This is a genomic window from Serratia sp. H1w, assembly GCF_000633355.1.
GTDB lineage: Bacteria > Pseudomonadota > Gammaproteobacteria > Enterobacterales > Enterobacteriaceae > Chania.
The window spans coordinates 13,060-33,605 of the sequence record NZ_AYMQ01000054.1 but is presented as its reverse complement, the minus strand read 5'-3'; the positions used below and the strand labels follow the sequence as shown (position 1 = coordinate 33,605).

The 20,546-nt window shown below is 55.5% G+C and carries 22 protein-coding genes and 1 other RNA gene; 17 read left to right on the top strand and 6 right to left on the bottom strand.

Annotated elements, in window-relative coordinates; all coding sequences use genetic code 11:
- The first annotated feature begins 28 nt into the window (after window positions 1–28).
- The 3 genes from U869_RS0111860 (at window position 29) to sstT (ending at window position 3,271) form a co-directional block, all read left to right on the top strand.
- Window positions 29–1,009 (top strand): Gfo/Idh/MocA family protein, encoded by a 981-nt coding sequence (locus tag U869_RS0111860; RefSeq protein ID WP_025120012.1) that lies wholly within the window; start codon window positions 29–31, stop codon window positions 1,007–1,009.
- Window position 1,010: 1 nt separating this feature from the next.
- Entirely contained in the window at window positions 1,011–1,742 is a 732-nt protein-coding gene (locus U869_RS0111855) for a glutamine amidotransferase (RefSeq protein ID WP_025120013.1), read from the top strand.
- Between the two features lie 293 nt (window positions 1,743–2,035).
- Complete coding sequence (gene sstT, locus U869_RS0111850; RefSeq protein WP_025120014.1) at window positions 2,036–3,271, top strand: serine/threonine transporter SstT; 1,236 nt, start codon at window positions 2,036–2,038, stop codon at window positions 3,269–3,271.
- 112 nt (window positions 3,272–3,383) lie between these two features.
- On the opposite strand, the gene U869_RS0111845 is transcribed toward sstT, so the two are convergent.
- The 3 genes from U869_RS0111845 to uxaC form a co-directional block, all read right to left on the bottom strand.
- Window positions 3,384–3,977 (bottom strand): YgjV family protein, encoded by a 594-nt coding sequence (locus tag U869_RS0111845; protein WP_025120015.1) that lies wholly within the window; start codon window positions 3,975–3,977, stop codon window positions 3,384–3,386.
- Between the two features lie 77 nt (window positions 3,978–4,054).
- Window positions 4,055–5,545 (bottom strand): UxaA family hydrolase, encoded by a 1,491-nt coding sequence (locus U869_RS0111840; RefSeq protein ID WP_025120016.1) that lies wholly within the window; start codon window positions 5,543–5,545, stop codon window positions 4,055–4,057.
- Between the two features lie 20 nt (window positions 5,546–5,565).
- On the bottom strand, window positions 5,566–6,978 hold the full coding sequence (gene uxaC / locus U869_RS0111835) for a glucuronate isomerase (protein WP_025120017.1): 1,413 nt from the start codon (window positions 6,976–6,978) through the stop codon (window positions 5,566–5,568).
- Between the two features lie 397 nt (window positions 6,979–7,375).
- On the opposite strand from uxaC, the gene U869_RS0111830 reads away from it, so the two are divergent.
- The 11 genes from U869_RS0111830 (at window position 7,376) to U869_RS0111785 (ending at window position 14,868) form a co-directional block, all read left to right on the top strand.
- Window positions 7,376–8,674 (top strand): MFS transporter, encoded by a 1,299-nt coding sequence (locus tag U869_RS0111830; protein ID WP_025120018.1) that lies wholly within the window; start codon window positions 7,376–7,378, stop codon window positions 8,672–8,674.
- A gap of 118 nt (window positions 8,675–8,792) precedes the next feature.
- Window positions 8,793–9,569, top strand: a complete 777-nt coding sequence (gene exuR, locus U869_RS0111825) for a transcriptional regulator ExuR (protein ID WP_025120019.1) — start codon at window positions 8,793–8,795, stop codon at window positions 9,567–9,569.
- A 188-nt stretch (window positions 9,570–9,757) separates the two neighbouring features.
- Window positions 9,758–10,207 carry a hypothetical protein gene (locus U869_RS30640; protein WP_071998234.1) on the top strand — a complete coding sequence of 150 codons (450 nt, stop codon included), beginning with the start codon at window positions 9,758–9,760 and terminating at the stop codon, window positions 10,205–10,207.
- Between the two features lie 133 nt (window positions 10,208–10,340).
- Complete coding sequence (locus U869_RS0111820) at window positions 10,341–11,015, top strand: DedA family protein (protein WP_025120020.1); 675 nt, start codon at window positions 10,341–10,343, stop codon at window positions 11,013–11,015.
- A gap of 32 nt (window positions 11,016–11,047) precedes the next feature.
- The gene (gene mzrA, locus U869_RS0111815; protein WP_037408381.1) at window positions 11,048–11,386 is read left to right on the top strand and encodes an EnvZ/OmpR regulon moderator MzrA; all 339 of its coding nucleotides are present in this window, start codon (window positions 11,048–11,050) and stop codon (window positions 11,384–11,386) included.
- 221 nt (window positions 11,387–11,607) lie between these two features.
- Window positions 11,608–11,979 (top strand): DUF1090 domain-containing protein, encoded by a 372-nt coding sequence (locus U869_RS0111810; RefSeq protein ID WP_025120022.1) that lies wholly within the window; start codon window positions 11,608–11,610, stop codon window positions 11,977–11,979.
- 163 nt (window positions 11,980–12,142) lie between these two features.
- The gene (locus U869_RS0111805; RefSeq protein WP_025120023.1) at window positions 12,143–12,448 is read left to right on the top strand and encodes a YqjD family protein; all 306 of its coding nucleotides are present in this window, start codon (window positions 12,143–12,145) and stop codon (window positions 12,446–12,448) included.
- Between the two features lie 2 nt (window positions 12,449–12,450).
- Window positions 12,451–12,870, top strand: coding sequence for a phage holin family protein (locus U869_RS0111800; protein ID WP_025120024.1), 420 nt, complete (start codon window positions 12,451–12,453; stop codon window positions 12,868–12,870).
- Entirely contained in the window at window positions 12,848–13,135 is a 288-nt protein-coding gene (locus U869_RS0111795; protein ID WP_025120025.1) for a YqjK-like family protein, read from the top strand. The genes U869_RS0111800 and U869_RS0111795 overlap by 23 nt, the downstream gene beginning before the upstream one ends.
- Before the next feature lie 278 nt (window positions 13,136–13,413).
- Window positions 13,414–13,809 (top strand): DoxX family protein, encoded by a 396-nt coding sequence (locus U869_RS0111790; protein ID WP_025120026.1) that lies wholly within the window; start codon window positions 13,414–13,416, stop codon window positions 13,807–13,809.
- 72 nt (window positions 13,810–13,881) lie between these two features.
- Window positions 13,882–14,868, top strand: coding sequence for a glutathione S-transferase family protein (locus U869_RS0111785; protein ID WP_025120027.1), 987 nt, complete (start codon window positions 13,882–13,884; stop codon window positions 14,866–14,868).
- Window positions 14,869–15,067: 199 nt separating this feature from the next.
- Here the strand turns inward: U869_RS0111785 and U869_RS0111780 are convergent, their stop codons facing one another.
- Window positions 15,068–15,973, bottom strand: coding sequence for a LysR family transcriptional regulator (locus tag U869_RS0111780; RefSeq protein WP_025120028.1), 906 nt, complete (start codon window positions 15,971–15,973; stop codon window positions 15,068–15,070).
- A 107-nt stretch (window positions 15,974–16,080) separates the two neighbouring features.
- Between U869_RS0111780 and U869_RS0111775 the strand changes: the two genes are divergently transcribed.
- A complete protein-coding gene (locus U869_RS0111775; RefSeq protein ID WP_025120029.1) occupies window positions 16,081–16,782 on the top strand; it encodes a pirin family protein in 702 nt (233 codons plus the stop codon).
- Between the two features lie 48 nt (window positions 16,783–16,830).
- Here the strand turns inward: U869_RS0111775 and rnpB are convergent.
- Both rnpB and rsmI read right to left on the bottom strand, forming a co-directional pair.
- Window positions 16,831–17,209, bottom strand: an RNA gene (gene rnpB / locus U869_RS30035) — RNase P RNA component class A.
- A 41-nt stretch (window positions 17,210–17,250) separates the two neighbouring features.
- Window positions 17,251–18,114, bottom strand: a complete 864-nt coding sequence (rsmI, locus tag U869_RS0111770) for a 16S rRNA (cytidine(1402)-2'-O)-methyltransferase (RefSeq protein WP_025120030.1) — start codon at window positions 18,112–18,114, stop codon at window positions 17,251–17,253.
- Window positions 18,115–18,176: 62 nt separating this feature from the next.
- On the opposite strand from rsmI, the gene U869_RS0111765 reads away from it, so the two are divergent.
- Together U869_RS0111765 and U869_RS0111760 are read left to right on the top strand one after the other, a co-directional pair.
- Window positions 18,177–20,183 carry a penicillin-binding protein activator gene (locus U869_RS0111765; RefSeq protein WP_025120031.1) on the top strand — a complete coding sequence of 669 codons (2,007 nt, stop codon included), beginning with the start codon at window positions 18,177–18,179 and terminating at the stop codon, window positions 20,181–20,183.
- Window positions 20,180–20,533, top strand: a complete 354-nt coding sequence (locus U869_RS0111760) for a YraN family protein (RefSeq protein ID WP_025120032.1) — start codon at window positions 20,180–20,182, stop codon at window positions 20,531–20,533. The genes U869_RS0111765 and U869_RS0111760 overlap by 4 nt, the downstream gene beginning before the upstream one ends.
- The last annotated feature ends 13 nt before the right edge of the window (window positions 20,534–20,546 follow it).

Genomic DNA, 20,546 nt, shown 5'->3' with positions numbered 1-20,546 from the left:
TATCTTCCTGTGGAAATCGGAGTCACCCATGATTCGCTTTGCTGTTGTCGGCACCAACTGGATCACCGAACGTTTTATCGATGCGGCTCACGAAAGCGGCAAGATGAAGCTGACCGCCATCTATTCGCGCAAGCTTGAACAGGCGCAGGCATTTGGCGCCAACTACCCGGTCGAACATTTCTTTGACTCGCTGGAAGCGTTGGCACAATCCGACGTCATTGATGCGGTGTATATCGCCAGCCCCAACTCTCTGCACTGCCAACAATCGCTGCTGTTCCTCAGCCATAAAAAACATGTGATTTGCGAGAAACCGCTGGCGTCAAATCTGCGCGAAGTGGAACAGTTGGTGGCCTGCGCAAGGGAAAATCAGGTAGTGCTGTTTGAAGCGTTCAAAAGCGCCCATCTGCCGAATTTCCTCGCTCTGCAACAGGCGTTGCCGAAGATAGGCAAACTGCGTAAGGCGTTTATCAACTATTGCCAATACTCGTCTCGCTATCCGCGTTACCTGGCTGGTGAAAACCCAAACACCTTTAACCCACGCTTTTCCAACGGCTCGATCATGGACATTGGCTATTACTGCGTGGCCAGCACCGTGGCGCTGTTTGGTGCACCGCAGTCGGTATTGGCTAGCGCGACGTTGCTGGATACCGGGGTCGATGCCCACGGCAGCGTGTGCCTGAACTATGGCGACTTTGACGTCGTGATCAGTCATTCCAAAGTCAGCAACTCGAATATTCCCAGTGAGATCCAGGGTGAAGAAGGCACACTGGTGATCGACAAGATCTCCGAAGTCCAAGGCGTGGTGCTGACGCCGCGCGGTGAACATAGCCAGGTACTGACCCAACCGCAGCACATCAATACCATGCTGTACGAAGCGCAAGTATTTGCCGATCTGGTGGAACAACAGCAGGTCGAGCATGTGGGGCTGGAAAATTCCCTGATCGTCGCCAGTTTGCTGACCGAGATCCGCCGCCAGACCGGCGTAGTGTTCCCCGCCGACGGAGAATAAAATGAAACCGCTGTTGTTGATGCAAACCGGCGATGCGCCACAAGCCATTCAACAGGAACTGGCCAACTTTGAGCAGATGTTTGTGCAACAAGGGAACATCGCCACCGATCGTGTGCACATCGTGCACGTTCTTGCCGGTGAGACGCCGTTATCGCCCGCAGAGTATTGCGGCGTGGTGATCACCGGCTCAGCCGCGATGGTGACCGAACGCTTACCCTGGAGCGAGCAGGCGGCAGAGTGGTTGCGCCAGGCAATGCGCATCAAGTTGCCGATCTTTGGCGTGTGCTATGGCCACCAGCTTTTGGCTTATGCCCTGGGCGGCGAGGTGGGTTATCACCCACAGGGCATGGAAGTCGGAACTCTGGATATCGAACTGTTGCCCGCAGCCCACCATGATGAGCGTCTAGCCGCCCTGCCTTCGCGCTTCAAAGCTAACCTGATCCATTCGCAAAGCGTGCTGACTCCGCCGCCCGGAGCCGAAGTGCTGGCCCGTTCACAACAGGACGCCTGCCAAATCCTGCGCTACGGCGATAACGCCTTGACCACCCAATTCCACCCGGAATTTAACGGGGCAATCATGCAGCACTACCTGAACTGGCTCAGTGAATTGGAACCGGCCAATCAGCAAACCTATCAACTTAAACAACAGCAGGTTAGCGACACGCCGTTCAGCCAACGGTTGCTGCAGGACTTTGTCGCCAGCCTTGGGGCTCGCCAGCCGATGGCCGGGTAGTCCTCAGCACGTCATAATCTATTAGTCGGGGCGCTAGACGCCCCGCGATTATTTGGCAAATAGCCTTAAACGCCAAATGTTATGGTGATCACACAAATGTAAACAGCATGTTATCAATCATTGATCCGTGCAGAGAATTTCACCTTCCCCCCTTTCCAACCCCCATCGTTTACTGAATACTGACTTGGCAAACACACTTAGTTACAGATATGACGATAAGTTGCCCGGCATCGTTCTGCCGAGGCGCAGCAGTCTGTACATCACATTCTCAGGGAGCGGAAACGCAAGAGCACATGAATAAACTATTACTACGCATCACTCAGGGCAGCCTGGTTAAGCAAATCATGATCGGCCTGGTCGCGGGCATTATGGTGGCACTGGTTTCACCAGACGCCGCAGCCGCTATTGGCCTGCTCGGTACACTGTTCGTCGGTGCTCTAAAGGCCGTTGCTCCACTGCTGGTACTGGTGTTGGTCATGGCTTCCATCGCTAACCATAAGCAGGGTCAAAAAACCAACATTCGCCCAATCCTGTTCCTCTATCTGCTGGGTACCTTTGCCGCCGCGCTCACTGCTGTGGTGATCAGCTTTATGTTCCCTTCCACGCTGGCACTGGCCGTCGGCACCACCGATATCAACCCACCGGGGGGCATCGTTGAAGTAATCAAAGGCTTGCTGATGAGTGTGGTCGCCAACCCGTTCCATGCGCTGATCAATGCCAACTATATCGGCATTCTAGCCTGGGCTGTTGGTTTGGGGCTGGCGCTACGTCATGCCTCTGAAACCACCAAATCGCTGATCAATGACATGTCTCACGCCGTGACCATGGTAGTACGCGCAGTGATCCGCTGTGCACCGCTGGGTATTTTTGGTCTGGTAGCTTCGACACTGGCGGAAACCGGCTTTGGCGCGCTGTGGGGCTATGCCCAGTTGCTGTTCGTGCTGATTGGCTGCATGCTGCTGGTAGCGCTGGTGCTGAACCCGCTGATCGTTTGGTGGAAAATCCGCCGCAACCCTTATCCGCTGGTGTTCACCTGCCTGCGTGAAAGTGGCGTTACCGCCTTCTTTACCCGCAGTTCCGCAGCAAACATCCCAGTGAATATGGAGCTGAGTAGAAAACTGAATCTGAATGAAGATACCTATTCGGTTTCCATCCCATTGGGCGCAACCATCAACATGGCGGGTGCCGCAATCACCATCACCGTACTGACGCTGGCGGCAGTTAATACGCTGGGCATCCCGGTTGATATCCCGACGGCGCTATTGCTGAGTGTGGTAGCTGCGATTTGTGCCTGTGGCGCATCTGGCGTGGCTGGTGGTTCACTGCTGTTGATCCCGCTGGCGTGCAACATGTTCGGTATTCCTAACGAAATCGCGATGCAGGTGGTTGCGGTCGGCTTTATTATTGGCGTGTTGCAGGACTCGGCGGAAACCGCGTTGAACTCCTCCACTGACGTGCTGTTTACCGCTGCTGTTTGTCAGGCGGAAGACCAGCGTTTGGCCAGTGAAGACCCGCTGAAAGTACGTTAAGTATCCCCTCACTCCAACCCTCTCCCACAGGGAGAGGGAGCTGTTAGCCCCTACTCTGTTGAAAGAAAGAAGATCATTTCGACAAACTCAATCGCCCCTCATCAAAAGTGCATTACTGAATTTTCAAATCTTCTCGATCGGCCCCCTCTCCCGGTGGGAGAGGGTTAGGGTGAGGGGCTGCGTTCTTTTCGACCGCAAAAGGATCGATACCGCGCAGTTGCAGACGGCGGAAGCGGATAATGTTAAAGCCGTTCATCAGCAGGAAGCTGCCTTCAATCAGCGAACCGCCGATCGAACCCAGCCAGATATTATGGGTGACCCAACAGGCCGTTGAACACCACATCACGCAACGGGTGGTTAAACCACGGGTGCGAAACAGCGCCCAGGTGCTGATGGTGGTGCCAAAGATCGGCAATAGTTCGATCCAATAGTGGAAACGGGATAGCCCGATGATCAACGTGAGGGTGATGAAGATCCACATCACCCATAGGCTGCGAGTCTTCATGGAAACCAGGTTGCGACAGGCGCTAAGCAGAGCGCTGCTCCCTGCCGCGTTGGCCCCCATCAACAGAAAATGGATGCCGATAATCAGGCTGTAGCCCGACAGTTGCAGTTTGAAACGCTGGTCATCGCGATTAAAAAAGCTGGTGATGCCCACTAAAAAAGCCAGCACGCCAACGGACTGCGCAAACCAATAAAACGTCATTAGGGAGATCCTGAGGCGGTAATAACAAGGCGCTGAAAGGTGAAACGCCGTTTTATGCTACTCCCGCCCGCCAAGCATTACAACGTTACGCCGCTTTTAAAGATCGCCAACTCGCGGAAATCATTCACTTCATTGCGCGCCGGTTGACCATCGGCAATGGCGACGATCAGATCGACAAACTGCTCCAGCATCTGCGCCATCGGCAAACCATGGATCAGGCGGCCCGCATCAAAATCGATCCAGTGTGGTTTTTTCGCCGCCAGCTCCGAGTTGGTCGCCAGCTTCACCGTTGGCACAAAGCCACCGTAAGGTGTCCCCCGCCCGGTGCTGAACAGCACCATATGGCATCCGGCCCCCGCCAGCGCGCTGGTGGCAACAGCATCATTACCCGGCGCACTCAGCAGGTTCAGCCCCGGCAGACGCAGGCGTTCACCGTATTTCAGCACGTCCACCACCTGGCTCTGCCCGGCTTTTTGGGTACAGCCCAGGGATTTTTCTTCCAACGTGGTGATCCCCCCGGCCTTGTTGCCCGGCGAAGGGTTCTCGTAAATCGGTTGGTTGTGGGCAATAAAATACTGTTTGAAGTCGTTGACCATGCTGACGGTTTTTTCAAAGGTCCCTTCATCACGGCAACGGCTCATCAGAATACGCTCGGCACCAAACATTTCCGGCACTTCGGTCAGCACCGTGGTGCCGCCGTTGGCAATCACGTAGTCCGAGAAGCAGCCCAGCAACGGGTTGGCCGTGATCCCCGATAAACCGTCCGATCCCCCACATTCCAGGCCAAACTTCAGTTCGCTGAGTTTACCTGGCTGGCGGCGATCGTCGCGCATAATCTGGTATAGCGCGTGCAAGTGCGCCAATCCGTCGGCAACTTCATCGTCCTGTTGCTGGCAGACCATAAAGCGCACGCGCTGCTCATCAAATTCACCCAGCGTACTGCGGAAGGCATCCACCTGGTTGTTCTCACAGCCCAGGCCAATGACCAACACCGCACCGGCATTGGGATGGCGCACCATATTTTGCAGCATGGTACGGGTGTTCTCATGATCCTGGCCGAGCTGCGAACAACCGAAGGGGTGGCTGAACAGGTGTACACCGTCGATCCCCGCCGCATCCTCAGTTTCCTTCTGGAAGCGTTGCAGGATCTGGCGCGCAATGCCGTTCACACAGCCCACGGTCGGAATGATCCACAATTCGTTGCGGATCCCGACCTCACCGTTGCTGCGGCGGTAAATCTGTACCTCACGATCTGCCGCCTGCGCCGGTAAGGTCTGGAACTCCGGTTGATACTGATAGCTGTCGAGATCGCTCAGGTTGGTTTTGGCATTTTGCGAATGAATATGTTCGCCTGCGGCAATGGCCACCAGCGCATGGCCGATCGGCAAGCCGTATTTGACGATCATCTCACCGGCAGCGATGGGCTCAAGAGCAAACTTGTGCCCACGTACCACGTCTTGTGCCAGTGTGATCGACCGCCCTTCCCAGTTGGGCTGGTCACCCGCAGCCAAATCACACAGCGCGACCGCCACATTATCTTTTGCATGGATCTTTATGATGCTTTGCATAAACCAACCTTGAGCTGTAACTACGCTAATTCGATAGCGAAATAGTGTTTGGCATTGTCGAAGCAGATGTTTTTCACCATCTCACCCAGTAACGCGATATCCGCCGGGGCTTCGCCATCTTCTACCCAACGGCCAATCATCTGGCACAGGATGCGGCGGAAGTATTCGTGACGGGTATAGGACAGGAAGCTGCGGCTGTCGGTGAGCATGCCGACAAAGCGGCTAAGCAGCCCAAGCTGTGCCAACTGCGTCATCTGGCGCTGCATCCCGTCTTTCTGATCGTTAAACCACCAGCCAGAGCCAAACTGCATCTTGCCCGGCGTACCTTCGCCCTGGAAGTTGCCGACCATGGTGCCGATCACTTCGTTATCCCGTGGGTTGAGGCAGTAAAGAATGGTTTTCGGCAGTCCTCCCTGCTTGGCCTGAGCATCCAGCAGACGAGACAGAGATTCAGCGACGGGCTGATCGTTAATGGAGTCAAAGCCGATATCCGGGCCGATGGTATTGAACATCCGGCTGTTGTTATTACGCAGCGCGCCAATGTGGTATTGCTGCACCCATTCGCGGCGCTGATATTCAGCGGCCAGGAACAGCAGCACCGCAGTCTTGAACTGGGCAACCTGCTGTGGAGTTGGCAACTCACCGCCGAGGCGTTGTGCCAGGATCTGGTCCAGCGTAGCTTCGTCGGCCTCGCCATAAACCACGACGTCCAGCGCGTGATCGGAAACTTTACAGCCGTGAGCGGCAAAGTGATCCAGGCGTTTTTTCAGCGCATCACACAAATCGCTGAAGCGGCTGATGGAGGTATCTGCGGCGGCTTCCAACTGTTGCAGATAGTCATTGAACCCAGCGGCTTCAATATTGAAGGCCTTATCTGGCCGCCAGCTTGGCAACACTTTGATATCGAAACTGCCGTCGGCGGCGATGGCTTTATGGTGGCGCAGATCGTCGATCGGATCGTCGGTAGTGCCGACCATTTTCACCTTCATCTGCTTCATGATGCCGCGCGCGCTGAAAGCGTCCTGCGCCAGCAGTTCATTGCCACGCTGCCAGATTTCATCGGCGGTGGTTGGGGATAGCAGCTTGCCGGTGATGCCAAACGGACGGCGCAATTCCAGGTGCGTCCAGTGATACAGCGGGTTGCCGATGGTATGCGGCACCGTGGCTGCCCAGGCATCAAATTTCTCGCGGTCAGAAGCATCGCCGGTACACAGGCGTTCAGCCACGCCGTTGGTGCGCATCGCGCGCCATTTGTAGTGATCACCCTTCAGCCAAATATCGTACATGTTTTTAAAACGGGTGTTTTCGGCAATCTGCTGCGGCGGCAGATGGCAGTGATAGTCGAAAATCGGCTGATCCGCCGCGTAGTCGTGATACAGGCGGCGGGCAAATTCACTGTCTAACAAAAAATCATCGCTCAAAAACGTGGCCATAATGGGTTCCTCACCTTTTTCCTGGCTAGCCTTGCTGTCAACTTTTAGAAAGTTATCACACCAATTTAATCTAGCGTCTAGCAGAATTTTACCTTTCCTTGCCCTTTATCGCGGCTTTCAGGCCTCTATCCAGACAACGCTTGTTAAACCAATGCCATATGGTGCCAAGCATTATCACCTAAAAAAATAATGGTTTTTGTGATGTCACTCAACTTTTAAATCTGTATGACAAGTTATCTTTTCGCCACCCTGCCAACGGTTACCAATCACTCACTATGGCAATGCGCAGGGCGGCGCCGGTAACAGGAATACCGGCAACACAATGAAAGGGAATCACCACCAAAGACCGCCACGGGTTTGCCAGTGGCCGAAATTTTAAGACTGGGAGAGATTTGGGATGCGTAAAATTAAAGGCTTACGCTGGTATATGATCGGCCTGGTGACTATCGGCACCGTGCTCGGTTATCTGACCCGCAATGCGATGTCTGTCGCAGCACCCTCGCTGGAAGGCTCGCTGGGGATCACAACCCAGCAGTATTCCTATATTGTTGCCGCCTATTCAGCCTGTTATACCCTGATGCAGCCCGTTGCAGGCTATATCCTTGACGTGCTCGGCACCAAAATCGGCTATGCGATGTTTGCCATTCTGTGGGCTATCTTCTGTATGGGCACCGCGCTGGCTAATAGCTGGGTCGGTCTGGCGATGGCCCGTGGTGCGGTCGGTATGGCCGAAGCGGCCATGATCCCTGCTGGCCTGAAAGCCAGTAGCGAATGGTTCCCGGCCAAAGAACGCTCCATCGCCGTGGGCTACTTTAACGTAGGCTCCTCCGTGGGTGCGATGCTCGCGCCTCCCCTGGTGGTCTGGGCGATTGTGGCTCACAGCTGGGAAATGGCGTTTATCATTACCGGGGTCTTGAGCCTGATCTGGGCCATCTGCTGGCTGATCTTCTATAAGCACCCGAAGGACCAGAAAAAACTCAGTACCGAAGAGCGTGATTACATTCTTGATGGTCAGGAAGCGCATCACCAGACCACCAACGCCAAGAAGATGTCAGCCTGGCAGATCCTGCGTAACCGTCAGTTCTGGGGCATCGCGCTGCCACGTTTTCTGGCAGAACCTGCCTGGGGAACCTTCAACGCCTGGATCCCGCTGTTCATGTTCAAGGCTTACGGTTTTAACCTGAAAGAAATTGCCATGTTCGCCTGGATGCCAATGCTGTTCGCCGATTTCGGCTGCATCCTGGGTGGCTATCTGCCACCGTTCTTCCAAAAGCATTTCGGCGTCAATCTGATCGTCTCACGCAAACTGGTCGTCACCATGGGCGCCGTGCTGATGATTGGCCCTGGCATGATCGGCCTGTTCACCAGCCCTTATGTTGCCATCGCCTTGCTGTGCATTGGGGGCTTTGCCCACCAGGCGCTGTCCGGTGCGCTGATTACGCTGTCGTCAGACGTCTTTGGCCGTAACGAGGTCGCCACCGCCAACGGGCTGACTGGAATGGCCGCCTGGACGGCAAGCACCATGTTCGCCCTGGTGGTCGGCGCATTGGCTGACACCATGGGCTTCAGCCCGCTGTTCGCCGCGCTGTCGGTGTTCGATATTCTGGCCGCCATCGTGATCTGGACCGTGCTGCAAAACAAGCCGGTTTCCGAACTGGAACAGGAGCGATTGCAAACGGCAGACGCCAGCAGTTAATCCCGCACAGCCCGGCCTTGGAGCCGGGCTTTTTGCATCTGACTCGCTAGCGGCTCCAACAGATAAGTGGTATAACAGGTCTTATGGCAACACGCCCTTCTACCGCCGAGTATTCACTATGGAATTCACTGACACCAGACGCCTTTATCAGCAATTGGCCGCCGAACTGAAACGGCGCATTGAGGGCGGGGTCTACCCGGTCGGGGAGAAGCTGCCAGCCGAGCGCTATATCGCGGAAGAGATGAACGTCAGCCGCACCGTGGTGCGTGAGGCAATCATCATGCTGGAAGTCGAAGGTTACGTGGAAGTGCGCAAAGGTTCGGGTATCCATGTGATCTCCAACCAGCAAAAACACCTGGTTATGCCCGGTGAAAGCCTCGAGTTTGCCACCTCCGGACCTTTTGAGCTGCTACAGGCCCGCCAGTTGATCGAAAGTAATATCGCCGAGTTCGCTGCCACCCAGGTGACCAAACAGGATATCGTCCAACTGATGGAGATCCAGGAGCAGGCACGCAAAGAGGATCGCTTCCGCGATTCGCAGTGGGATCTCAAATTCCACGTGCAGGTCGCACTGGCCACTCAGAACACCGCCATGGCCACCATCGTGGAAAAAATGTGGGCACAGCGTGTCAGCAACCCTTACTGGATCAAACTGCACGAACACATCGATGAGCGTTCCATTGCCAGCTGGTGTGACGATCATGATGAGATCCTCAAGGCTCTGATACGTAAGGATCCGCATGGCGCCAAACTGGCCATGTGGCAACATCTGGAAAACACCAAACAGATGCTGTTCAATGCCACCACCGACGATTTCGAATACAACGCCGATCGCTACCTGTTTGCCGAGAATCCGGTGATCCATTTGGACAGCGTGACCACCACCGCCAAATAGCTTTTGCCCATCAAGCAATGGCGCTGAATGTCAGGTATTGTAAAAACGGCTGAATCGATCCCGGTACGGCCGCCCACTGCGCGATATTTCCCCAGCCACCACGTAGATTTCCCTGTTGCCAATCATGCTATTTTGGTAAAGTTAGCCCACTTTTTTATTGACTGGCTTTGGGGGCGGAACGCGAATACATGCGCTGGTTGTTTGCCATGCTTATTGCTCTTTTCTGCTGGACCGGTTCGGTCTCCGGCCCAAAGCTGTATGCCGCACAAACCGTAGCTTTAGCCTCCGCGTTAAATGTTCAGGCCCCCTTTGCTGAGCAGAGTATTTCCCCCTACGATCAAGATTACCGTCCACACGCTGAACTCCGCCGCAAACCCCTCGGCAAATTATTGTTGTCATTGCCCCGGATGCATTCCTATCCCAGCTCGTTGCAGGCTCCAACCCAATCGGTTCCAGCCTATACTTTAGCAACGGACTTGGGCTATCGCCTTCGGCCTCAATGGCAGGCAGATAACCCAGCCCCCAACCGGTTGCGGCAGGTCAATTGGACATTAGACTTCCCGCAGCAGCAAAGCCGGCTCGGGGGTTGGAAAGAAAGCAACATGCTTTACCGTGGCTCGCTAACGTATCACTCATGATCCGGTGTCGCCCCATTAGAACCAAAGAATAAAGCAACACCGATCATCATCTTCAGCAGCCAGGGTTCTTCGCGAGCTTACCGCCACCGGGCCGCTGAACGAAAATAAACAATGACGTTTTTAGGAACACCGGATGGATATCATTAAGCAACTGTTGGATGCCTTATGGCAGCAAGACTTTGAAACGCTGGCCAACCCTTCGCTGGTCTGGACGCTGTACGTCTTGCTGTTTATGATTTTATTTCTGGAAAATGGCCTGCTGCCCGCCGCCTTCCTGCCGGGTGATAGCCTGCTGATCCTGGTCGGCGTGTTGGTTGCCAAAGGCACCATGAATTTCCCGGTGACCATTCTGATCCTGACAACTGCGGCCAGCCTGGGCTGCTGGGTCAGTTACATCCAGGGCCGATGGCTAGGCAATACGCCCACGGTACAGGGCTGGCTAGCCCACCTACCCGCTCATTACCATCAGCGTGCCCATCAATTGTTCCACCGCCATGGCCTCTCGGCCTTGTTGGTTGGCCGTTTTCTGGCCTTCGTACGTACGCTGTTGCCAACCATTGCTGGCTTGTCCGGTTTGAGCAATGCACGCTTCCAGTTCTTTAACTGGATGAGTGGCTTGCTGTGGGTCCTGATCCTGGTCTCGGTCGGCTTTGCTCTCGGGAAAACCCCGATGTTCCGCAAGTATGAAGACCAGTTGATGTTTGGCCTGATGATGCTGCCGCTGGTGTTGCTGGTGGTCGGTCTGGTGGGTTCCCTGGTGGTACTGTGGCGCAAAAAACGTGCTGACCGCGCAGGAAAAGGCGCGTGAAAGCCAAACGCCCACGCTGGCAATACGCTCTGATGCTTTCAGTGCTATTGCTGGCATTGGCCGCCGCGCTGGTGCCGTACATCCTGCGTACGGAAAGCGAGCTGCGTATTCACTCGCTTCACCAGGGCCTATCGTTGCCGGATGGTTTTTATGTCTATCAGCGGCTGGATGAACGCGGCATCCGTATCAAAAGCATTACGCCAGAGGGCGATGGCCTGGTGATCCGCCTGGATACCCCAGAGCAGCAACTGCTGGCCAGTGAAGCCCTGAAAAACATCCTGCCCCCAGGCTATGTCATTGCCCTGAACGGACCCTCGCTCCCCGCTTACTGGGTACGTAAATTTACACGAGCCCCCCTTGATCTGGGATAATTCGTTCTCATTTAAGATATTATCTCAGCGGGTGTAGCACGCAGCGCCCCTACAAGGCGATTAAAAATCATCTACAGTCTTGTCTTTGGGGTTCTACGCAATTTGTGACTATGCTGATAGTCAGCATAAGTCAGCCGCGTAGGCCACCTGTCGCACTGCCCCTTGGGCAGCAGGAAACCGGGAGCATCATCATTGTCTCCCAGCATTAAGGAATTGAAATTATGAAATTACGCCACACTTTGTCACTGGCCATCCCCCTGTTCGCTTTTTCTGCGCTTTCGCAGGCAGCGGTCGAGACTTGTGCCAGCAAAGCCCAAGAGATCCAGACTCAGATAGATTATGCCACCAAGCATGGCAACAGCCACCGCGTGGCAGGCTTGCAGAAAGCCCTGAGCGAAGTGCAGACCCATTGCACCGAGGCCGGTTTACAGGCCGATCGTCAGAAGGCGATTGCGGATAAACAGGAAAAAGTTGCCGAGCGTGAGCAGGAGCTGAAAGAAGCCCAGGAAACCGGCAAGGCGGATAAAATCGCCAACAAGCAGAAAAAGCTGGCAGAAGCCCAGGCTGAGTTGCAAGCCGCGCAGGCCAAATAATTTTTTATATTAGCGGATTTATCGTTTAGCGGCCCATCTGGCGGGATTTTCATAAGCCATACCGCTGATGATTAGGGATATCCTCCGGGTATAAACCTTTGCTTAAGTGAATAAATCCGCTATGTTAAAAGTCTGTCGAAGTTAATGTTAAGGAGTTATCGAAATGGCACATGATTCAAATGCAGAAAACTTACGCGCTGAACTGAAGTCCCTGGCCGATACCTTGGAAGAAGTGTTGAACTCTTCTACCGATAAACCGAAAGCTGAACTGGACAAACTGCGTTCCAAAGCCGAAGGCGCACTGAAAGAAACCCGTGCCCGCCTGAGCGATGCCGGTGACAAACTGGCGCACCAAACCAAGCAGATGGCTGGCCAGGCCGATGACTACGTCCGTGAAAACCCGTGGACCGGTATCGGTATCGGCGCTGCGGTTGGCGTGGTGTTAGGCGTTCTGCTCGCGCGCCGCTGATTATGGCAGAGCAGCCGCAAACGCGCGCACAGGGCCCCGGTAAAGGGGTCCTGGATATCGCCCAACGGATTGTCACCATTATGGTCGGCATGGTGGAAACCCGGGTGCGTCTGGCCGTTATCGAGCTGGAAGAGGAGAAAGCCAACATCATTCAGTTGCTGATGATGGCGGGCCTTACCCTGCTGTTTACCGCCTTTGGCCTGATGAGCCTGTTAATCCTGATCTTCTGGGCCATCGACCCCGCCTATCGCCTGATGGCTCTGGGCACAACTACCGCTATTCTGCTGTTCCTGGCCATTGTGGGGATCTTCTGGACGCTGTCCAAGGCTCGCCGTTCGACCCTGTTAGGAGCAACACGTCAACAATTGGAACTTGATCGTGCTGAACTGGAGGAGAGTCATGAATCACCGCCAGTACCGTGAACGCAGAAAAGAGCAACTTATCCGGCAGATCCAGCAACAACGTCTGGATCTGGCCGCCAACAAAAGCCAGTGGCTGCAAAAGACCGAACCCTTCGATCGCAGCTGGCAGACCCTGTATGGGCTGCGTAAGTTTGTGGCTATCGGTTCCAGCGTGATTGCGCTGTACGGCATTCGCCATCCCAGCAAGTTGATCCGTTGGTCACGTCGGGCGCTCAGCGTCTGGGGCACCGTTCGTCTGATCCGTAACGCACTCCCCAAGAAATAACCCCACGGTAAAAGGTTCAATTATCCCGTTGTTACCCCCTCTGATTTGCGTGTTTTTTACTCTACCTGCCATTTTAAAATCATAACAATATGATTTTGAAACCATTTCACGCCCTAACTAATATTCATATTTTTTGAAAAAGTACGACAGTTTTACTTGCTAACAACCCGCAGCATTCCCGTCTAACATTCACTCCATCAACCGGTCATGGTGGCAACAAGCCCCTTGGCGGTACCAATGCCAAGCTTGGCAAGCCACAACACTTTTTGGAGTTAATGATGAAAAAATTAGAAGATGCAGGTCTGCTGGTTGCACGTGTTCTGATGCCAATCCTGTTTATCGTTGCAGGCTACGGCAAAATGGGTGATGCCTATGCCGGCACCCAACAGTACATGCAAGCGATGGGCGTACCTGGCTTCTTGCTGCCACTGACCATCCTGCTGGAATTTGGCGGCGGCCTGGCAATCCTGTTCGGCTTCCTGACCCGTACCGTGGCACTGTTCACCGCCGGTTTCACCATCCTGACCGCGCTGCTGTTCCACACCAACTTTGCCGAAGGCGTGAACCAGCTGATGTTTATGAAAAACCTGACCATTGCCGGTGGCTTCATCGTGCTGGCGATTGCAGGCCCTGGTGGCTTCAGCATTGACCGCATTCTGAACAAAAAGTGGTAAGCTTATAATATCGCCAACAGGCTCGGCTCCATGCCGGGCCTGTTGACTTTTTCAGACACATTGGAGGATCTCATGGGACAACTCGTTGATGGCGTTTGGCAAGACACCTGGTATGACACCAAATCCACCGGGGGCCGTTTCAAGCGTTCAACCTCTCAGTTTCGCAATTGGGTTACGCCAGACGGTGCTGCGGGAGAACATGGCAAGGCGGGTTTTAAGGCCGAGCAAGATCGCTACCATCTGTACGTTTCGCTGGCTTGCCCTTGGGCGCACCGCACCCTGTTGATGCGCAAGTTGAAGGGACTGGAGAACACCATTCCCGTTTCCGTCGTGCATCCGCTGATGTTGGAAAACGGCTGGACCTTCGGCCAGGATTTCCCTGCGGCCACCGGCGATACGTTGTATCACGCTGATTTTCTTTACCAACTCTATCTGCGTGCCGATCCACAGTATAGCGGCCGCGTTACCGTGCCGGTGCTGTGGGATAAGCAGCAACAGACCATCGTCAGCAATGAGTCTGCCGATATCATCCGCATGTTCAACAGTGCTTTCGATGGAGTAGGCGCGCGGGCTGGGGATTATTATCCGCAAGAACTGCGTGAAGAGATCGATTCGCTCAACGGCTGGATTTACGACTCGGTGAACAACGGGGTGTACAAGGCCGGTTTTGCTACCAGCCAGGATGCCTATGACGAAGCCGTCAACGGCGTGTTTGCCTCGTTGGAACGGTTGGAACAGATCCTTGGCCAGCACCGCTATCTGACTGGCGATCGCCTGACCGAGGCCGACTTACGCCTATGGACCACGCTGATCCGCTTCGATCCGGTCTACGTGACCCATTTCAAATGCGACCAACGCCGCATCAGCGACTATCTCAACCTGTACGGCTTCCTGCGCGATATCTACCAGATGCCGGGGATTGCCGAAACGGTCGATATGGCGCATATCCGCAATCACTACTATCGCAGCCATGCCACCATCAATCCGCACGGGATCATTTCAATCGGCCCTGCGCAGGATCTGGATGAACCCCACGGGCGCGATGTGCGTTTTGGTTGATTGGCGCTAGCCTGAACGTTTCCCCTCATCCCAACCTTCTCCCAAAGGGAGAAGGGGCTGCAACGGTGCCATAATTGGATGCTGTGATCGACAACAAAATGGCACGGTGCACAGGCAAACTTCAGCAATCAATAGCGAACTCGATCGATCCCCTCTCCCTTTGGGAGAGGGTTAGGGTTAGGGTTAGGGTGAGGGGACGTTACTGATTTTCCTCGCGTGCAAACAGGCGCGGGATCTCGCGCAGGAACCAGGACTTGGCCTCGCCCATGCTGTCGCGCCGCCAGGCCATGATGATGTCCGCCTCCCGGCTGTATTCCGGCCCCACTACACGCAAACGCCCCTGCTCGATATCCTTCTCCACCATCTGATAAGGCATGGTGGCCACCCCTAGCCCCGCCAATAAAGCGCGGCGCTTGTCTTCGATGGTGCTCACCGTCAGGCGTTGTTGTTTATCCAGCAGTTGTACCGTCAACACCGGCCGCTCCCGCGCGGTATCCGCCACCGCAATCCCACGGTATTTGACCCGGGTCAGCTCAGACAACGGCTCCGGCTCCTGATGGATCGGATGCTCCGGCGCGGCAACATACACGCTCATCACCTTGTACAGCTTACGGGTGTTGATTTCAGAAGAGGCGCGAAAGTGCATATCCGGCGCAATCACGATGTCGGCCCGGCCCTGCTCCAGGCGCTCCCAAGCCCCGGCCAACACTTCGGTAAAGATCGACACCTGGGTATTGGCCTTCAACGCCAGTTTATCGACCAGCGGAAACAGCTTGTAGGCCGGTGACAGCGCTTCGCTGACGATGGTGAGATGGGTTTCCCACCCCCGCGCCAGTGCCTCAGCATCGGTCGTCAGCTTGTCTGCTGCTTCAAGCAGTACGCGGCCACGTTCGAGCAGCATGCGTCCCACGTTGGTGAATTTGGTGCGATGCCCGGAGCGGTCAAACAACACCACATCCAGTTCTTCTTCCAATTTTTGCATGGTGTAGCTGAGCGCCGAAGGCACTCGCCCCAGCTCATCGGCAGCCGCGGCAAAGCTGCCACGACGGTCGATCGCATCCATTACCCTAAGCGCTTCAAGCGTTAACGCCCGATCTCTGGCCATCGAAACTCTCTTTCAGGAAATTTGAATATTCCGACCAGATTAACTGGCTAACAATCCGGCGTCCAGATGCTTACCATCAGGATAATGAATTTAGAGAGCCGATTGCCATGATCACATGCAGAACAGCACAACAATGCGGGCAAGCTGACTTTGGTTGGCTACAGGCTCGCTATACCTTTTCCTTTGGCCACTATTTCGATCCCAAACTGATGGGCTATGCCTCACTACGGGTACTCAATCAGGAGGTATTGGCACCGGGTGCCGCCTTCCAGCCACGCGCCTATCCCAATGTGGATATCCTGAATCTGATCTTGCAGGGCGAAGCCGAATACCGGGACAGCGACGGCAACACCGTGCGTGCAGCCGCTGGAGAAGCGCTATTACTGGCTACGCAGCCGGGGCTGAGCTATAGCGAACAGAACGTCAGCAACAACACGCCACTGACACGGATGCAGTTATGGCTGGACGCCTGCCCAGAGCGCAGTAACGAGCGTGTGCAGCGCTTGAGCCTGACAGAGCAGCCCTATACACTGCTGGCCTCACCAGATGGGAGCCAGGGCAGCCTGCAACTGCGCCAACAGGTCTGGATCCATCATTTGAACCTAGCGGCAGGTGCGCAGCAGACGCTGAACCTGCACGGGCCACGCGCCTACCTGCAATCGATCCATGGCACCGTCGAGGTAAATGGCGAACATAATGACAGCCAGCGCCTGACCTGTGGTGACGGTGCGTTTATCCGCGAAGAACATCGCCTCACCATTCAGGCCAAAGCACCGTTACGTGCGTTACTGATTGATTTGCCGATATAAGAAAAAGAAAAACCCCGCGCGACTTTCGTCACGCGGGGTTATCTATATAGAGGGAGCTGACCGGTAAGCCGGGTTCTGTCGTGGACAGTCATTCCTCTAGGCCAGCAATCGCTCACTGGCTCAAGCAGCCTACCCGGGTTCAGTACGGGCCGTACCATGCGAACCCCTATTTGGCCTTGCTCCGGGTGGAGTTTACCGTGCCACGAACTGTTGCCAGTCGCGCGGTGCGCTCTTACCGCACCCTTTCACCCTTACCTGATCCCGCTTGCGCGGGCCATCGGCGGTTTGCTCTCTGTTGCACTAGTCGTAGGCTTGCGCCTCCCAGGCGTTACCTGGCACCCTGCCCTATGGAGCCCGGACTTTCCTCCCCTCCATCTGTCTCCCCCGAAGAGGACGGCAATGAAGCGGCGACTGTCTGGTCAACTCCGGCGCGGATAGTAGCGTTGCTGCGCCAGCAGGTCAACCGCTTTACTGTTCCTGTTGCTCCAACGCATGTTTATACAGTGCATTTTTCTTTACGCCGTGGATCTCTGCGGTTAGCGCCGCCGCCTTTTTCAGCGGCAGCTCTTTTTGCAGCAGGGCCAGGGTGCGCAGCGCTTCGAGCGGCAAATCGTCTTCCTGTGCCTTGTGGCCTTCCACAATCAGCACCATTTCCCCCCGGCGACGTACCTCATCCTCTAGCACCCAGGCCAGCAGTTCCCCTACCGGAGCACCGTGAATCGATTCCCAGGTTTTGGTCAGCTCACGCGCCAGAACCACATAGCGCTGCGGCCCCCACACGGTGACCATGTCCTGTAAACTTTCCAACAAACGGTGGGTAGATTCATAGAAAATCAGCGTTCGCGGTTCCTCTGCCAGCGCCAGCAGGGTATCCTTACGGCCTTTGGTTTTTGCAGGCAGGAAGCCTTCGTAGCAAAAGCGATCGGAAGCCACACCGGCGGCACACAGCGCGGTAGTGGCAGCACAGGCGCCCGGCAGCGGTACGACGCGGATCCCCGCTTCACGGCAACGGCGCACCAGGTGATAACCCGGATCGTTAATCAGTGGCGTGCCTGCGTCACTGACCAGTGCTATGCTCTGACCTTCCTGCAGTTTTGCCAGCAGTTGGTCCGCCTTCTGCTGTTCGTTATGGTCATGCAGCGCAAACAACCGCGCGCTAATAGCAAAGTGTTGCAGCAGCAACCCGGTATGGCGCGTATCTTCCGCCGCAATCAGATCCACGCTCTTCAGTACCTCTATTGCCCGATGCGTCATGTCCCCCAGGTTACCGATGGGGGTGGGCACCACGTACAGCGTTGATGCAGAAATAACTGATTGTTGGTGTTGATTCATTGTTTCATCCGGATTGCCGATTTAATATTGAGCATCTTGAAAAAAACATCACTGGATACAGTATGCTTTCCTCAACATTCCTTCGTACCAAAGCAGGGCGATTAGTGCCTGTTGTACTGGCAGCCCTGCTGTTAGCTGGTTGTCCAAGTCAGGTTCCACAGACTCCGCCCTCAAATATCCAGGACGAAGCCAGTGCCAACTCTGATTACTATCTGCAGCAGTTGCAGCAAAGCAGCGATAATAACAAGGCTGACTGGCAATTACTTGCTATTCGCGCATTAACTCGCGAAGGCAAGCTGCCGCAGGCCGCCGAGCAACTGAGTTCGCTGCCACAAGACATGACGGGGACACAACAGCAAGAGCGCCAACTATTGAGCGCAGAATTGCAGGTGGCCAACAAGAATTTAGGCGCAGCCCGTGATGCGTTGAACAAAATAGACAGCAGCGCGCTGTCACCTAATCAGCTGGTTCGCCTGTATCAGGCGCAGATCGCGGCCAACCAGGGCCAAGCCTCTCTGCCGCTGATCCGTGCCTATATCGCCCAGGAGCCGTTGCTTAGCGCCCAGGCTCATCAGGATAATCTGGACAAAACCTGGCAGACCCTGCTTGGCCTGAAACCGGCCGACATGAACAGCCTGGTGATTAACGCCAACGAAAACGTGCTGCAAGGCTGGCTGGATCTGTTACGTGTCTATCAGGACAACCGTCAGGATCCCGATCTGCTGAAAGCCGGGATCAAAGACTGGCAAAACCGCTACCCGCAGAATCCGGCGGCAAAAAGCCTGCCAACCCAGTTGAATCAGGTGCTGAACTTCACCCAGGCTTCGACCTCGCATATCGCCCTGTTGCTGCCGTTGAACGGCCAGGCCAAGGTGTTTGCCGATGCGATCCAGCAGGGCTTTAACGCGGCGCAGAGTGGCATAGCCATCGCCGCGCCGGTTCCGGCACAGCAACCCGTCACTAATCCAGACCAGAGTATTGCGGCAACGCCAGACAATGCTAACGGTGCAGTAAGTACTTCGGCACCTGCGGCGGATGCAACTCAGGTCGCCGCAGTGCAGCCCGCGGCTCCAGCTCCGGTGACGCCAGCCCCGGCAACCGGTGGGCAGGTGAAGGTATACGATACCACCAGCCAGCCTCTGCCAGCGCTGTTGGCCCAAGCCCAGCAGGATGGCGCAACCCTGATCGTCGGCCCGCTGTTGAAGGCCGAAGTTGATCAACTGGCTACCACGTCCACTACGTTGAACGTGCTGGCACTCAACCAACCTGAGCAGCCGAAGGATAGCCCGAATATCTGCTACTTCGCTCTGTCGCCAGAAGACGAAGCCCGCGATGCCGCCCGTCATATCTGGGAGCAGCAAAAGCGCCAGCCGTTACTGCTGCTGCCACGCGGCGCATTTGGCGATCGAGTTGCCAAGGCCTTCACCGAAGAGTGGCAGAAACTCGGTGGTCAGACCGTATTGCAACAAGGGATCGGTTCTGCCGGTGAGTTACGCCAGATGGTCAACAGCGGCGGGGTCCGCATGAGTGGCACCCCGGTAGCCTCACAGGCGGCAGCACCGCAGTCGGTGACTATTGCAGGCTTGACGATCCCTGCGCCACCAAGCGATATCCCAGCCTCTACCGGTGGCGGTGTGGACTCGGTGTATATCGTTGCCACGCAGGACCAACTGACGCTGATCAAGCCGATGATCGACATGACCACCAGCTCTCGCAGCAAACCTGCCATGTTTGCCAGCTCACGCAGCTATCAGGCCGGTGCCGGCCCGGACTTCCGTCTGGAAATGGAAGGCCTGCAATTCAGCGATATTCCTCTGCTGGCAGGGGCCAATCCACAGTTGCAGCAGCAAGCTACCGCCAAGTTCCGCAACGACTATTCTCTGGTACGTCTCTACGCCATGGGGATGGATGCCTGGACATTGGCCAATCACTTTGCTCAAATGCGCCAGTTGCCAGGATTCCAGGTTTCAGGAACCACCGGCTTGCTGACATCGTCACCTAACTGTGTGATCAACAGGAAACTGACTTGGCTGCAATACCGCCAGGGCTCGGTCGTTCCGGTCTCCTGAGTCAACGCGCCAAGGGGGCGGGCTATGAGAACCAGGCCCGCCAATACCTGGAGCGCGCAGGGCTGACCTTCACCGCCGCTAACGTGGTGGTACGTGGAGGTGAGCTCGACCTTATCATGCGTGATGGCCAAACCTGGGTGTTCGTCGAGGTCCGTTACCGGCGCAGTGACGCTTTTGGTGACGCCGCGGCCAGTGTGACTTACCGCAAGCAACGGCGATTGCTGCATGCCGCTGCCGTTTGGCTGGCAGGGCGAGGAGCCAGTTTTGACACATCATCTTGCCGTTTTGATGTTTTAGCCATTACCGGTAGCCAGTTAGAATGGCTCCCCAATGCCTTCAATGCGGATTAAACCTGTTTACCGG